The organism is Micromonospora chersina (assembly GCF_900091475.1).
Lineage (GTDB): Bacteria > Actinomycetota > Actinomycetes > Mycobacteriales > Micromonosporaceae > Micromonospora > Micromonospora chersina.
Map to the genome: position 1 here is coordinate 2,706,532 of NZ_FMIB01000002.1, position 12,421 is coordinate 2,718,952.

The window sequence follows — 12,421 nt, forward strand, 5'->3', positions numbered from 1 at the left end:
TGGGATGTCGATGTACCCCCCGACCGAGCGGACCACCGCCACCCGCATGCGGGCCCGGATGAGCTATGACGAGGCCGCCGCGCACGCCGTGCTGGACGAGGCGTACCACTGCGCGCTCGGGTTCACCGTGGACGGCGAGCCGCGCGTGCTGCCCACCCTGCACGTGCGGATCGGCGACACCCTCTACCTGCACGGCTCCACCGGCAGCCGGCCGCTGCTGGCCGCCCGTGACGACGCCGGCCTGCCGGTCTGCGTCGCGGTCACGGTGCTCGACGGGCTGGTCTTCGCCCGGTCCCAGTTCAACCACAGCGCCAACTACCGGTCGGTGGTGGCGCACGGCACCGCCCGCCTGGTGACCGACGAGCGGGAGAAGCGGGACGTGCTCACCGCGCTGGTGGAGAAGGTGGCCGCCGGGCGGAGCACGGACAGCCGCCCGCCGAGCCGCCGCGAGCTGGCCGAGACCGCCGTGCTGGCGCTGCCGCTGCGCGAGGTGTCGGTCCGCGCCCGGGCCGCCGGGGCCAACGACGATCCCGCCGACCTCCACCTGCCGTACTGGGCGGGGGTGGTGCCGCTGCGGCTCACCGCGGGCGTGCCGGAGCCGGCAGCCGGGGTGACCGCTCCGGTGCCGGCGTACCTGCGGGCGGCCCCGTCGCCGTGGCTGGAGCCGGTGGTGCTGCGCGGCGACCACGTCGTGCTGGAGCCGCTCGACGAGTCCCACGCCGAGGAGCTGTACGCCGCCCTCGACGACGACGAGGTCTGGCGGTACGTCGGCACCCCGCGCCCGGGCGGCGTCGAGGACACGGCGGCCTACGTCCGCTCCGCGCTCGACGCCCACCGGCGCGGGGCGCGGATGCCCTGGGTGCAGCGCTGCGCGGTCACCGGCGCCGTCGTCGGTACCACCTCCTACTACCAGCCGGACCCGGAGCTGCGGACCGTGGAGATCGGCTACACCCAGCTCGGCCGGCCGTGGTGGCGCACCGGGATCAACACCGAGGCGAAGCTGCTGCTGCTCACCCGGGCCTTCGAGGAGCTGGACGCCATCCGGGTCACCTGGCAGACCAGCTCCCTCAACGAGCGCTCGCAGCGGGCCATCGAGCGGCTCGGCGCGGTCCGCGAGGGGACGCTGCGGTCCAACCGGCGGCGCGCCGACGGCACCTGGCGGGAGTCCGCCCTCTACTCGATGCTGGCCGAGGAGTGGCCAAACGCACAGGTCAGGCTGCGGGAACGGCTTCGTCCGGCGGTGCCCGCGGCGTCATGATGACCGGCGTGCTGGGGATCACCGACATCTGGACGTACGTGCTGGGCACCGTGGCCATCGTGCTGCTGCCCGGGCCGAACTCGCTCTTCGTGCTCTCCACGGCGGCGCGCCGTGGCGTGGCGGCCGGCTACCGGGCCGCCGGGGGCGTGTTCGTCGGCGACTCGGTGCTGATGTTCCTCTCCGCCGCCGGGGTGGCGTCGCTGCTCAAGGCGTACCCGGCGCTCTTCCTCGTGATCAAGTGCGCCGGCGCCGCGTACCTCGGGTGGTTGGGCCTGGCCATGCTGCGCGGCGCGTGGCGGCGCTGGCGCGACCGCAACGACCCGGCGACGCCGCGGCTGATCGACGCGGCGGAGCCGGCGACGGTGCGCAGCCCGTTCCGGCGGGCGTTGGTGATCAGCCTGCTCAACCCGAAGGCGATCCTCTTCTTCATCTCCTTCTTCATCCAGTTCGTCGACCCCGGGTACGCCTGGCCGGCGCTGTCCTTCCTGCTGCTCGGTCTGATCGCCCAGGTGACAAGCGCGCTCTACCTCACGGCGCTGATCCTCACCGGCACCTTCCTGGCCGCCCAGTTCCACCGCCGGCGGCGGCTCGCCGCGACCGGCACCACGGCCATCGCGGTGCTCTTCCTCGGCTTCAGCCTGAAGCTCGCCACCGCCTCGGTCTGACCCCGCGGCGGCCCCGCTCAGGTGCCGTCGCCCCCACCACCACCGCCGACGCCCGCGCCGCCGGCCGTGCCGCCGAGGCCGTAGCCGGGGGCGACCGGCTCGTCGGGCGGGCGGCTCACGTGCGCGGACTCACTGATCCTGGCGGACCAGTCGGCGTGCGCGGCGGCCGCCGCGTGCCGGTCGATGGCGTGCCGCAGCCAGCCGTCCACGACTGCCACCCAGTCCCGCCGGTCCGCCCCCGCGTGCCAGGTCCGGAACCGGCTGATGCTCTGGTGGGTGATCCCGGCCAGGGAGAGTCGCCGGTCGATCCAGAGCAGCACCTCCAGCCCCGCCGCGTTGGTCACGAAGATCACCTCCAGCTCGGTGATCGGGCCGGCGTAGAGCGGGGCCACCCAGTAGCCCAGCCGCTGGTGGAACGGGAACGCCTGCTCCACGCCGGGCAGCCGGCCCTGCTGGAGCCCGGCCTGCCGCATGACGAAACCGAGGGTCTCCAGCGCGGCGAGGACGTGCTGCTGGGTGGGGATCGGATGCACGAAGACCGGCACCATGGCGCCCTGGTCCAGGTCCGGGTCGACCGACACCTCGGTACGCAGCCCGGTGCGCAGGCTCATCAGCGGCACCCCGCCGAAGATGGTCACCGGGGTCTCCCACGGCAGCGGTATCGCGAAGTCCACCGCCCGCCGCCGGTCCGCCGGCACCACGAACCGGCCGGCGATCGGCACCTGGTGGTACTGGACCAGCCGGCGGGGCGACTCCGGGTCCTCCGGCTCGACCTGGGCGACCAGCCCGAGCCGGATGTGCCGGACGGCGACGGGGTTGCCGCCCGCCGCCAGCGTGACCCGGCCGGGGAGCCGGAGGCCGGGACGGGTGCTCGGGTTGGGCAGCGTGGTGCTCACCGACAGCCCGGTCCACACGGACTCCGACGACACCCCGGTCAACCGCATGCGGCGGGCATTCCCACCGCCCGCTCCCCCATGCGATCCGGGTGCGTCTGTTGTCGCCCCAGCGGCAACAGACGCACCCGGATGACGATCAGCGCATACGGCGGCCGCGGGGCACCGGGTCGGTCTCGTCGTCGAACTCGCCGATGACCTCCTCGAGGAGGTCCTCCAGCGCGACGAAGCCGATCGGCCGGGTCGGCCCACCGCCGTTGCTGACAAGCGCCAACTGGGCCTGGCGGCCCCGCATGGCGGCCACCGCCTCGGTGACCGACGCCTCGCCCGGCAGGGTGAACGCCGGGGTCATCAGCTCCTCCGCGACGGCCGGCCGGCCGGTGGTCACCGCGCGGACCGCCTCACGGACGTGGACGAGGCCGCAGACCTCGCCGCCCGCGTCGACAACGGCCAGCCGGGACCGGCCGCTGTCCCGGGAGACGTGCTCGATCCGCTCGGCGGTGTCGTCCCGGCGTACCGTGACGATCCGGTCGAACGGCTCCATCACCTGCGCCACGCTGGTGCCCTGCAACTCCAGCATGCTCGTCAGCATCTGGTGCTGCTCGGCGCCGAGCAGCCCGTGCTCGCGGGACTGCTCCAGCAGGATCCGCAGCTCGTCCGGGCCGTGCACCTGGGCGAGCTGGTCCTGCTGGCGGACTCCGAACAGCCGCAGCACGGCGTTGGCCAGGGCGTTGAGCGCGGACAGCACCGGACGGGCGATCCGGGCGAAGGCCCGGAACGGCAGCGCCAGCAGCATGGCCGAGCGCTCCGCGTCGGTGATCGCCCAGGACTTCGGGGCCATCTCGCCGACCACCAGGTGCAGGAAGGTCACCAGGGCCAGGGCGAACAGCAGCCCGACCAGGTGGCTCACCGCGTCCGGCAGCCCGACCGCGTGCAGCAGCGGGCTGAGCAGGTGCTCGATGGCCGGCTCGGCCAGCGCGCCGAGCCCCAGGGTGCACAGGGTGATGCCGAGCTGCGCGCCGGCCAGCATGAGGCTCAGCTCGCGGACGCCGTCCAGCGCCGCGCGGGCCGCCCGGCCGCCACCGACGGCCAGCTGCTCCAGGCGGTACCGCTTGGCCGCGACCAGCGCGAACTCGGCCGCCACGAAGAAGCCGTTGAGCGCCAGGAGCACCACGGAGAAGAAGAGCGCGAACCCGGGGCTCATGCGGCCTCCTCCCCGTGCGCGCCGGCTGTCGTGCGGAGACGGACCGAGTCGGCCACGTGCCGGTCCACGGCCAGCACCTCGACGAGGGCGCGCGGCTCGGCGTCCGGCTCCTCACCGTCGACGGCGAGGGCGATCTCCAGCCGGTCGCCGACCTCGGGCACCCGGCCCAGCTCCCGCATGACCAGGCCGGAGAGGGTGTCGTACTCGGGCGCCTCAGGCAGCGCGATGCCGGTGCTGTCGGCGACCTCGTCGATCCGCCAGCGGGCCGGCACCACCCAGGACCCGTCGTCCTGCCGCGCCGGGGCCCGCTCCGGCGGGTCGTCCTCGTCACGGATCGGGCCGACCAGCTCCTCGGCGATGTCCTCCAGCGTGATCACGCCGGCGAAGCCGCCGTACTCGTCGACCACGCAGGCGAGCTGCCGGTGCCCGACCCGGAGCCGGTCCAGCACCGTCGGCAGCGGCAGCGTCTCCGGCACCAGCAACGGGGGTACGGCCACCGCCGACACCGGCGTGGTCGCCCGCTCGGCCGGCGGCACCCCGAGCACGTCGGCGATGCCGATCACGCCGACGAGGTCGTCGACGCCCTCGGCGCCGCGCACCGGGAACCGGGAGTGGCCCGTGTCGAGCAGCTCGACGACCCGGCTCACCGGCTCGTCGGCCCGTACGGTGTGCACGTCGACCCGGGGCACCATGGCCTCCCCGGCGGTCAGCTCCCGGAAGTCGAGCCCCCGGTCGAGCAGGTCGGACATCTCGGCGTCGAGGTGCCCCTCCTCCCGGGACTCGGCGATGATCTGTTCCAGGTCCTCCGGTGTGGCGCCGCTGGGCAGCTCCTCGATCGGCTCGATGCCGACCCGGCGGAGCAGCCGCACGGCGGCCCGGTCGAAGAGGGTGATCAGCGGTCCGGCGATCCGCAGGTACATGAGGGTGGACCCGGCGAGCGCCCGGGCGAGCGGCTCGGCGCGGGCGATGGCCAGGTTCTTCGGGGCCAGCTCGCCGAGGACCATCTGCACGATGGTGGCGATGATCAGGGCGAGCGCCACCGACAGCGGCAGCGCCACCCCGCTGGAGACCCCGGCGACGCCGAGCAGGTCGGCCAGCCCCGCGCCCAGGTACGGCTCGGCGGCGTAACCGACAAGCAGGGCGGTCACGGTGATGCCGAGCTGGGCTCCGGAGAGCATGAACGAGAGCCGGCCGGTCACCTCCAGGGCCCGGGCGGCGGCACGGTCGCCGCCGTCGGCGAGCTGCTTGAGCTTGCCCCGGTCCACGGCGACGTAACCGAACTCCTGGGCCACGAAGTAACCGGTGGCGGCGGTGAGCACGATGATGAGGACGAGACCGACGAGGATCAACACGGGAGGTTCAGGGCTCCCGGGGCCGTCGGGTCCAGAGGTTGCCGGGCACGACCCGGCTGGCTACTGCTGCCCTCCTGGGCAGAGGAGTCGATCATGTGGCCATTTTATCGGCGGCGGCTGGACGTTCGCTGAGGGTGCCCGAAGCCTCCTCGCTGTCCGGTTCACCGCCCGGTCAGCTCGTCGGCGTCCAGCAGGTCCCGGTCGATCCGCCCCGAACGGTAGGCGGCGCGGCCGATCATCTGCGCGGCGACCGGCGCCGTGGCGAGCTGGAAGACCGCCACCAGCGCGATCATCCCCAGGTCGGCCGGCGTACGCAGGCGCAGCGCCAGGCCGACGAGGAGCAGCAGCACGCCGAGCACCTGCGGCTTGGTGGCGGCGTGCATCCGGTCCAGCACGTCCGGGAACCGCAGCACACCGATCCCGGCGACCAGGCTGAGCAGCGCCCCACCCAGCAGGCAGAGGCCACCGAGCCAGTCCGCGACCGCAGTCATGCCTCCTCCCGGACGGCGAAGCGCACCAGGGACACCGAGCCCACGAAGCCGAGCAGGGAGAGCACCACCAGCACGGGCAGCGTGGTGGCGTGGCGGTTGACCCCCGCCTCGGCGCCCACCGCGCCCAGCATGGTGGCGAGCAGCAGGTCGGCGGCGACGACCCGGTCGAGCAGGGACGGGCCGCGGTAGATCCGGGCCAGGGCGAGCAGCGCGGTGACCGAGAGCAGCACGGTCAGCGCGACGGCGAGGAGCGCGGTCACTGATGGTTCCTCCGATCGACGGGTTCGAGTTCGAGCTGGCGTACCTCCGCGCGGGAGCCGACGGCGCGGACGATGCGCCGTTCGACGGCGAGGACCCGCTCCCGGCTGCCGGTCAGGTCCTCCGGGCCTCGGACGTCGAGGACGTGCACGTAGAGCACCCCGTGGTCGCGGTCGACCTCGAGGATCAGGGTCCCCGGCACCAGCGAGATCACCTCGGCGGTGAGCGCCAGGTTGAGGTCGGTGCGGACCCGCAGCGGCACCGCGATGATCGCCCCGCGCGGGCGGTATCCGGGCCGCAGCGCGACGGCGGCGACGTGCAGGCTGGCGCTGACCAGCTCGCCGGCGAAGGTGACCGCGAGGACCAGCAGCGGTCCCGGGCGCAGTCGCCCGCCGAAGGTGACCGGCGGGAGCGGGAAGAAGAGCAGCACGGCCGCGCCGACCACGATGCCGGCGAGCAGGTTGCCCCAGGACAGGTCGCCCCAGAGCAGCAGCCAGATGGCGACCAGCCAGCCGAGCGCGATGGCCTGGTCGCGCCGCCGCCCGCCCCGGCCCACGGCGGGCGCGGGGCCGTCGGGTGCCGGGCCGGGCGGCGGCGGGCCGTCCGCCGGCTCCCCGTCGCCGGCCGCCCGGTCCGCCGGCAGGTCGTCGGTCACGGCACGTCCACCGGCAGGACCGCCCGGACGTACGGGGTGCGCTGGCGGAGGTCGGTGGCCGCGTCCACGGTGACCCGGAACAGCGGCCCGGCGGCCAGGGTGAGCGCCAGGCCGAGGACCACCAGGGCGGCGGTGGCCCCGACCATCAGCCCGGGCAGCCGGACGGCCGGGCCGGCGGTGGCCAGCCGGGGCGCCCGCCAGAACGCGATGTTCCACACCCGGGAGGCGGCGTAGAGGGTGAGCAGGCTGGTCAGGGCGCCCGCACCGACCAGCACGGCGGGCAGTGTCCCGCCGGCCGCCACGCCGGCCTGGAGCAGGCCGAGCTTGCCCAGGAAGCCGGAGAACGGGGGGATGCCCGCCAGGTTCATGGCCGGCACGAAGAAGAGCACGGCGAGCAGCGGGGCGATCCGGGCCAGCCCGCCGAGCCGGCGCAGGTCGGTGCTGCCGGCGCGCTCCTCCACGAGGCCGGCGACCAGGAACAACGTGGTCTGGATGGTGATGTGGTGCACCACGTAGAAGATCGCCCCGGCCAGGCCGGCCACGCTGCTCAGGGCCACCCCGAAGATCATGTAGCCGATGTGGCTGACCAGGGTGAACGAGAAGAGCCGCTTCATGTCGGACTGGGCCGCCGCGCCGAGGATGCCGACCACCATGGTCAGGCCGGCGACCACCATGAGCAGGCCGGAGACCTGGCCGCCGGGGAACAGCAGGGTCTCGGTGCGGATGATCGCGTACACGCCGACCTTGGTGAGCAGGCCGGCGAAGACCGCGGTGACCGGGGCGGGAGCGGTCGGGTAGCTGTCCGGCAGCCACGCGGAGACCGGGAAGACCGCCGCCTTGATGGCGAAGGCGAGCAGCAGCGTGAGCTGGAGCGCCAGGCGTACGCCGGGCGACAGGGCGTCCAACCGGCCGGCGAGCTGCGCCATGTTCAGGGTGCCGGTGGCCGCGTACACCAGCCCCACCGCGGCCAGGAAGATCATCGACGACAGGATGCTGACCACCACGTACGTCGAACCGGTGCGGATCCGCGTCTCGGTGCCGCCCAGGGTGATCAGCACGAAGCTCGCGGCCAGCAGGATCTCGAAGCCGACGAAGAGGTTGAACAGGTCACCGGCCAGGAAGGCGTTCGTCACGCCGGCGGTGAGCACCAGGTAGGTGGGGTGGTAGATGCTCACGGGCGCTGTCTCGCCGGTCTCCCCCCGCCCCTGGCCGATCGAGTAGAGCAGCACGCAGAGGGTGACCGCCGACGAGACCACCAGCATGAGCGCGGCCAACTGGTCGGCGACCAGCACGATGCCGACCGGCGCCGGCCAACCCCCCACCCGGACCACCACGGGCCCGTGCCGGTACGCCTGCACCAGCAGCGTCACCGCCACCAGCAGCGTCGTGGTCAGCCCGATCACGCTGACCAGCCGCTGCAGCCGGGGCCGGTTGGTCAGGATCAGGGTGAGCGCCGCGCCGAGCAGCGGCACCACCACCGGCAGCGGCACCAGGGCGCTCACGTGCTGGCCTTCGTTCGCGACTGCGGGGCTCGCAAACCCGGCTCACTCCTCGCGCTCACGTGCTGGCCTTCGTTCGCGACTGCGGGGCTCGCAGAACCGGCTCACTCCTCGCGCTCACTGGTCCTGCTCCCGCCGGCGGAGCCGGCGCAGCGCCGGCTCCGGGTCGACCTGTTCCGGGTCGGCGTCCGGCCCTTCGCCGCCGAGGTCCGCCGTGGACACCTCGTTGCGCTCGGCGAGCCGGACGACCTGCCGGTCCTCCAGGTCGTCCTGCACCTCGTCGTCGCCGGTCAGGTACCAGCTCCGGTAGGCGACCGCGAGCAGGAACGCGGTCAGCCCGAACGTGATCACCACGGCGGTGAGCACCATGGCCTGCGGCAGCGCGTCGCTCATCGCGGCGCTCGGCGCGCTGCCGGCCAGCGGCGCGGCCCCTGACCGGCCGCCGAGCAGGATCAGCAGGTTCACGCCGTTGCCGAGCAGGATGACGCCGAGCAGGATCCGGGTCAGGCTCCGTTCCAGCACCAGGATGACGCCGGTGGCGACGAGCACCCCGACGGCGATCACCAGCACCAGGGTCGGCCCGGCCGCTCCCCGGGTCACCGTGCCACCTCTGTTCGCGACTGCGGGGCTCGCAGGACCGGCTCACTCCTCGCGCTCACCGTGCCACCTCTGTTCGCGACTGCGGGGCTCGCAGGACCGGCTCACTCCTCGCGCTCACCGTGCCACCTCTGTTCGCGACTGCGGGGCTCGCAGGACCGGCTCACTCCTCGCGCTCACGGGCGCCCGCCCTCGCGTTGTACGGCGAGCCCGCGGGCTGGTTCGCCGGCCGCCTCGACGTGCCGGTCCACCTCGGCGCCGAGGCTGCGCAGGATGTCCAGCACCAGCCCGACCACGATCAGGTAGACGCCGATGTCGAAGAAGAGCGACGTGACCAGGTAGAAGTGGTCGACAAGCGGCAGCCAGAGATTGACCTTCACGCTCTCCAGCACCCGGCCGGTGAGAAGCAGCCCGAGCACGCCGCCGCCGACCGAGACGGCCAGGCCCGCGCCGAGCACCGTCCCGGCGCCGACCGGCGCCGCCTCCGCCAGCTCGTACCTGCCGCCGGCCAGGTAGCGGAGGGTCAGCGCGAGGCTGGCCACCAGCCCGCCGGAGAAGCCGCCGCCCGGTGCGTTGTGCCCGGAGAACAGCAGGAACAGCGAGAAGAGCAGCACCGTGTGGAAGATCAGCCGGGTGACGACCTCGAAGACGATCGAGCGGCGGCGCTCGGTCAGCATCGTCCCGCCCCGCAGCCAGACCGTCCGCCGGTCCCGGCGCGACCGGACCGGGCCGGGACGGCGCGGCCGGGGCCCGGTGCGGGAGCGCTCGAAGATCAGGCTCGCCACGCCGGTCGCGGTCACCACCAGCACCGAGATCTCGCCCATGGTGTCCCAGGCCCGGATGTCGACGAGCGTCACGTTCACCACGTTGCGGCCGTAGCCCTGCGCCACGGCCAGTTCGGGGAAGGCCGCCGAGATCGACGGGGTACGCCGGGCGCCCGCCGCGGCCAGCGCCAGGCCCGCCATGACGAGGCCGGCGGCCACCCCGATGCCGCGGCGCACCCAGCGGCTGCGGCGCAGCGGGCGGGCCGAGAAGCGCTCCGGCAGCCGGCGCAGCACCAGCACGAAGACCGCGATGGTGGCGGTCTCCACCAGGAACTGGGTGAGCGCCACGTCGGGCGCGCCGTAGAGGACGAACATCATGGCGGTGCCGTAGCCGGTGACGCCGACCAGCAGCATGGCGGTGAGCCGGCGCCGGGCGCCCACCGCGAGCAGCGCGGCCACCGCGATCACCACGCAGACCACCAGCTGCGTCGGGTTGTCCCAGACGGCGATCCCGGCCCGCCACGGCCGGGTGGCCAGCATCGCGCCGCCCGGCACCAGCACGAGGACGACCAGCACGGTGCCGAGGTACTGCGGCAGGGCGCCGCGCTGGGTGGCGCCGGTGACCTCGATGGCGAACCGGTCGAACCGGTGGGTGACCCACTCGTATCCCTCGTTGCCGCCGACCGGCGAGCGCAGCCGCGTCAGGGCCGGGGCGAGCGGGCCGCGGACCAGGTGCAGCACCACCCCGCCGGCGATCACCACGGCGGAGAGGCCGAGCGCCGCGGTCGGCCCGTGCCAGAGCGCCAGTTTCTCCTCGACCGGGCCGAACAGCTCGGCGTACGGGCGGAGCAGGCCGCCCAGCCAGCCGGCGGCCGGACCGGCGGCGAGCCCGGCGACGGCGAGCAGTGCCGGGGGTACGAGCATCGCGGCGGGCGGCCGCTCCACGTCGGTCACCGGGACGTCCGGCCGCGAGCCGAACGCGCCCCAGAGGAACCGGATGCTGTACGCGACGGTCAGCGCGCTCCCCACCACCAGCACGGCGAGCACCACCGGCCGCCCGGTGAACGCGCCGAGCACCGCCTCCTTCGCCACGAAGCCGAACAGCGGCGGCAGGCCGGCCATCGAGGCGGCGGCCAGCGCGGCGACCGTCGTGAGCACCGGCGCGCTCCGGCCCACCCCGGACAGGTCGCGCAGGTCCCGGCTGCCGGCGCTGTGGTCGAGGATGCCGACGACGAGGAACAGCGCCGCCTTGAACAGGGCGTGCGCCAGCAGCATGGCCACGCCGGCGAGGGCCGCCTTCGGGGTGCCCGCGCCGAGCACCACGGTGAGCAGGCCGAGCTGGCTGACCGTCCCGTACGCCAGCAGCAGTTTGAGGTCGGTCTGCCGCAGCGCCGCCCAGCCCCCGGCGACCAGGGTGACCAGACCGGCGACCACGGTGACCGGCCGCCAGGGCCCGGCCGGCGCGAGCGCCGGGCCGAGCAGCCCGACCAGGAACACCCCGGCCTTCACCATGGCGGCCGCGTGGAGGTAGGCGCTGACCGGGGTGGGCGCCGCCATCGCCACCGGCAGCCAGGAGTTGAACGGGAAGACCGCGGACTTGGCGAGGGCGCCGGTGAGCACGAGCAGCACCGCGACGGCCAGGTAGCCGCCGCCGGGCAGCGGCGCGGCCGTGACGACCGACCAGCGGTAGCTGCCGACGTGGTGGCCGAGCAGCAGGAACCCGACCAGCATGGCCAGCCCGCCCAGGGTGGTGACGGTCAGCGCCTGGGCGGCCGCCCACCGGCTGGACCGCCGCTCGGTGCTGTGCCCGATCAGCAGGTAGGAGAAGACCGTGGTCAGCTCCCAGAAGACGTAGAGCAGCAGCAGGTCGTCCGAGACGACCAGGCCGAGCATCGCCCCGGCGAAGGCGACCATGACGGCCGCGAAGCGGGCCAGGCCCGCCGAGCCGGCGTGGAAGTAGCGGGCCGAGTAGACGAGCACCAGCGCGCCGACGCCGCCGACCAGCAGCAGCATCAGCCAGGACAGGGTGGTGACCCGCAGCGCCACGTCGAGGTGGAGTTCCGGGATCCACGGGTACGTCTCGACGACCGCGCCGCCGTCGCGGACCGCGCCGGTGTGCGCCACCGCCCAGCCGAAGGTGGCCGCCGGGGCGAGGGCGAGCAGCAGGCAGGCACGCGGACCCCACCGGCGGACCAGCAGCGGGGCGGACAGGGCCGCCACCAGGTGCAGGATCAGCAGGACGAGCACGCGCACTCCCGGTCGAGGTGACAGCGCGCGGGGGCACGCTGCGGCCAGGACCGATCACACGCCACATCCCCGCCCAACCGGGCGGTTTTCGGGAAACCCGCCCGGCGACCGGGCCTCCCGCTCAGCGCAGGGCAGGGTCGGCGGTGGACCGGTCCCGGCGCGGCGTCTCGACCAGCAGGTCCGGCCGCCCGAGCTGGCGGACGGCCTTGTTGACCACGCGCTGGGCGGCGGCGAGGGAGCGCACCGGCAGCAGCTTGCCGCGGCTCTCGCGGCGCAGGACGAAGTAGTGCACCGCGGCGCGGACCAGCCCCCGGTCGGCGGCGCTGGAGTGGGCGGTGGCGACGACCAGCTCACGCAGGCAGCGGGCCAGGTCCTCGGCCAGCTCCAACTCGGGGCCGTGCAGGCCGGCGCGGAGCGCGGCGAGGTGACTGTCGACCTTGCGGATGAGCACGTCGGTCCCGGACTCGGCGCCTCGCCCCTGCACGGTCATCCAGGCCCTCCACCCCACGCTGCGTTGCGGGTGAAGTTACTTTATGTT

The 12,421-nt window shown here is 74.2% G+C and carries 12 protein-coding genes; 2 read left to right on the top strand and 10 right to left on the bottom strand.

Annotation, left to right across the window (positions count from 1 at the left end):
• Window positions 1-10 precede the first annotated feature (10 nt).
• Both GA0070603_RS12275 and leuE read left to right on the top strand, forming a co-directional pair.
• On the top strand, window positions 11-1,258 hold the full coding sequence (locus tag GA0070603_RS12275) for a bifunctional pyridoxamine 5'-phosphate oxidase family protein/GNAT family N-acetyltransferase (protein WP_091321882.1): 1,248 nt from the start codon (window positions 11-13) through the stop codon (window positions 1,256-1,258).
• Entirely contained in the window at window positions 1,255-1,923 is a 669-nt protein-coding gene (gene leuE / locus GA0070603_RS12280; protein ID WP_091312012.1) for a leucine efflux protein LeuE, read from the top strand. Before GA0070603_RS12275 ends, leuE begins: the two co-directional genes overlap by 4 nt.
• Window positions 1,924-1,940: 17 nt before the next feature.
• On the opposite strand, the gene GA0070603_RS12285 is transcribed toward leuE, so the two are convergent.
• The 10 genes from GA0070603_RS12285 to GA0070603_RS12330 form a co-directional block, all read right to left on the bottom strand.
• The gene (locus GA0070603_RS12285; protein WP_091312015.1) at window positions 1,941-2,867 is read right to left on the bottom strand and encodes a sporulation protein; all 927 of its coding nucleotides are present in this window, start codon (window positions 2,865-2,867) and stop codon (window positions 1,941-1,943) included.
• A gap of 88 nt (window positions 2,868-2,955) precedes the next feature.
• A complete protein-coding gene (locus GA0070603_RS12290) occupies window positions 2,956-4,020 on the bottom strand; it encodes a hemolysin family protein (protein ID WP_091312018.1) in 1,065 nt (354 codons plus the stop codon).
• Window positions 4,017-5,372 (bottom strand): hemolysin family protein, encoded by a 1,356-nt coding sequence (locus GA0070603_RS12295; RefSeq protein WP_091312022.1) that lies wholly within the window; start codon window positions 5,370-5,372, stop codon window positions 4,017-4,019. Before GA0070603_RS12295 ends, GA0070603_RS12290 begins: the two co-directional genes overlap by 4 nt.
• Before the next feature lie 161 nt (window positions 5,373-5,533).
• Complete coding sequence (gene mnhG / locus GA0070603_RS12300; protein ID WP_091312025.1) at window positions 5,534-5,863, bottom strand: monovalent cation/H(+) antiporter subunit G; 330 nt, start codon at window positions 5,861-5,863, stop codon at window positions 5,534-5,536.
• Window positions 5,860-6,123 carry an MrpF/PhaF family protein gene (locus GA0070603_RS12305; RefSeq protein WP_091312028.1) on the bottom strand — a complete coding sequence of 88 codons (264 nt, stop codon included), beginning with the start codon at window positions 6,121-6,123 and terminating at the stop codon, window positions 5,860-5,862. The genes mnhG and GA0070603_RS12305 overlap by 4 nt, the downstream gene beginning before the upstream one ends.
• Window positions 6,120-6,776 (bottom strand): Na+/H+ antiporter subunit E, encoded by a 657-nt coding sequence (locus GA0070603_RS12310; protein WP_091312032.1) that lies wholly within the window; start codon window positions 6,774-6,776, stop codon window positions 6,120-6,122. Before GA0070603_RS12310 ends, GA0070603_RS12305 begins: the two co-directional genes overlap by 4 nt.
• Window positions 6,773-8,278 carry a Na+/H+ antiporter subunit D gene (locus GA0070603_RS12315; RefSeq protein WP_091312035.1) on the bottom strand — a complete coding sequence of 502 codons (1,506 nt, stop codon included), beginning with the start codon at window positions 8,276-8,278 and terminating at the stop codon, window positions 6,773-6,775. Before GA0070603_RS12315 ends, GA0070603_RS12310 begins: the two co-directional genes overlap by 4 nt.
• 114 nt (window positions 8,279-8,392) lie before the next feature.
• Window positions 8,393-8,875 carry a Na(+)/H(+) antiporter subunit C gene (locus GA0070603_RS12320; protein ID WP_091312039.1) on the bottom strand — a complete coding sequence of 161 codons (483 nt, stop codon included), beginning with the start codon at window positions 8,873-8,875 and terminating at the stop codon, window positions 8,393-8,395.
• A 173-nt stretch (window positions 8,876-9,048) separates the two neighbouring features.
• Window positions 9,049-11,883 carry a Na+/H+ antiporter subunit A gene (locus tag GA0070603_RS12325; RefSeq protein ID WP_091321884.1) on the bottom strand — a complete coding sequence of 945 codons (2,835 nt, stop codon included), beginning with the start codon at window positions 11,881-11,883 and terminating at the stop codon, window positions 9,049-9,051.
• Window positions 11,884-12,004: 121 nt separating this feature from the next.
• Window positions 12,005-12,373 carry a hypothetical protein gene (locus GA0070603_RS12330; protein ID WP_091312042.1) on the bottom strand — a complete coding sequence of 123 codons (369 nt, stop codon included), beginning with the start codon at window positions 12,371-12,373 and terminating at the stop codon, window positions 12,005-12,007.
• Between the last annotated feature and the right edge of the window lie 48 nt (window positions 12,374-12,421).

Bases quoted from the DNA above. Each gene is read 5' to 3' on its own strand.
- GA0070603_RS12275 (WP_091321882.1), top strand. From the start codon at position 11: ATGTACCCCCCGACCGAGCGGACCACCGCCACCCGCATGCGGGCCCGG.
- leuE (WP_091312012.1), top strand. From the start codon at position 1,255: ATGATGACCGGCGTGCTGGGGATCACCGACATCTGGACGTACGTGCTG.
- GA0070603_RS12285 (WP_091312015.1), bottom strand. From the start codon at position 2,867: ATGCGGTTGACCGGGGTGTCGTCGGAGTCCGTGTGGACCGGGCTGTCG.
- GA0070603_RS12290 (WP_091312018.1), bottom strand. From the start codon at position 4,020: ATGAGCCCCGGGTTCGCGCTCTTCTTCTCCGTGGTGCTCCTGGCGCTC.
- mnhG (WP_091312025.1), bottom strand. From the start codon at position 5,863: ATGACTGCGGTCGCGGACTGGCTCGGTGGCCTCTGCCTGCTGGGTGGG.
- GA0070603_RS12330 (WP_091312042.1), bottom strand. From the start codon at position 12,373: ATGACCGTGCAGGGGCGAGGCGCCGAGTCCGGGACCGACGTGCTCATC.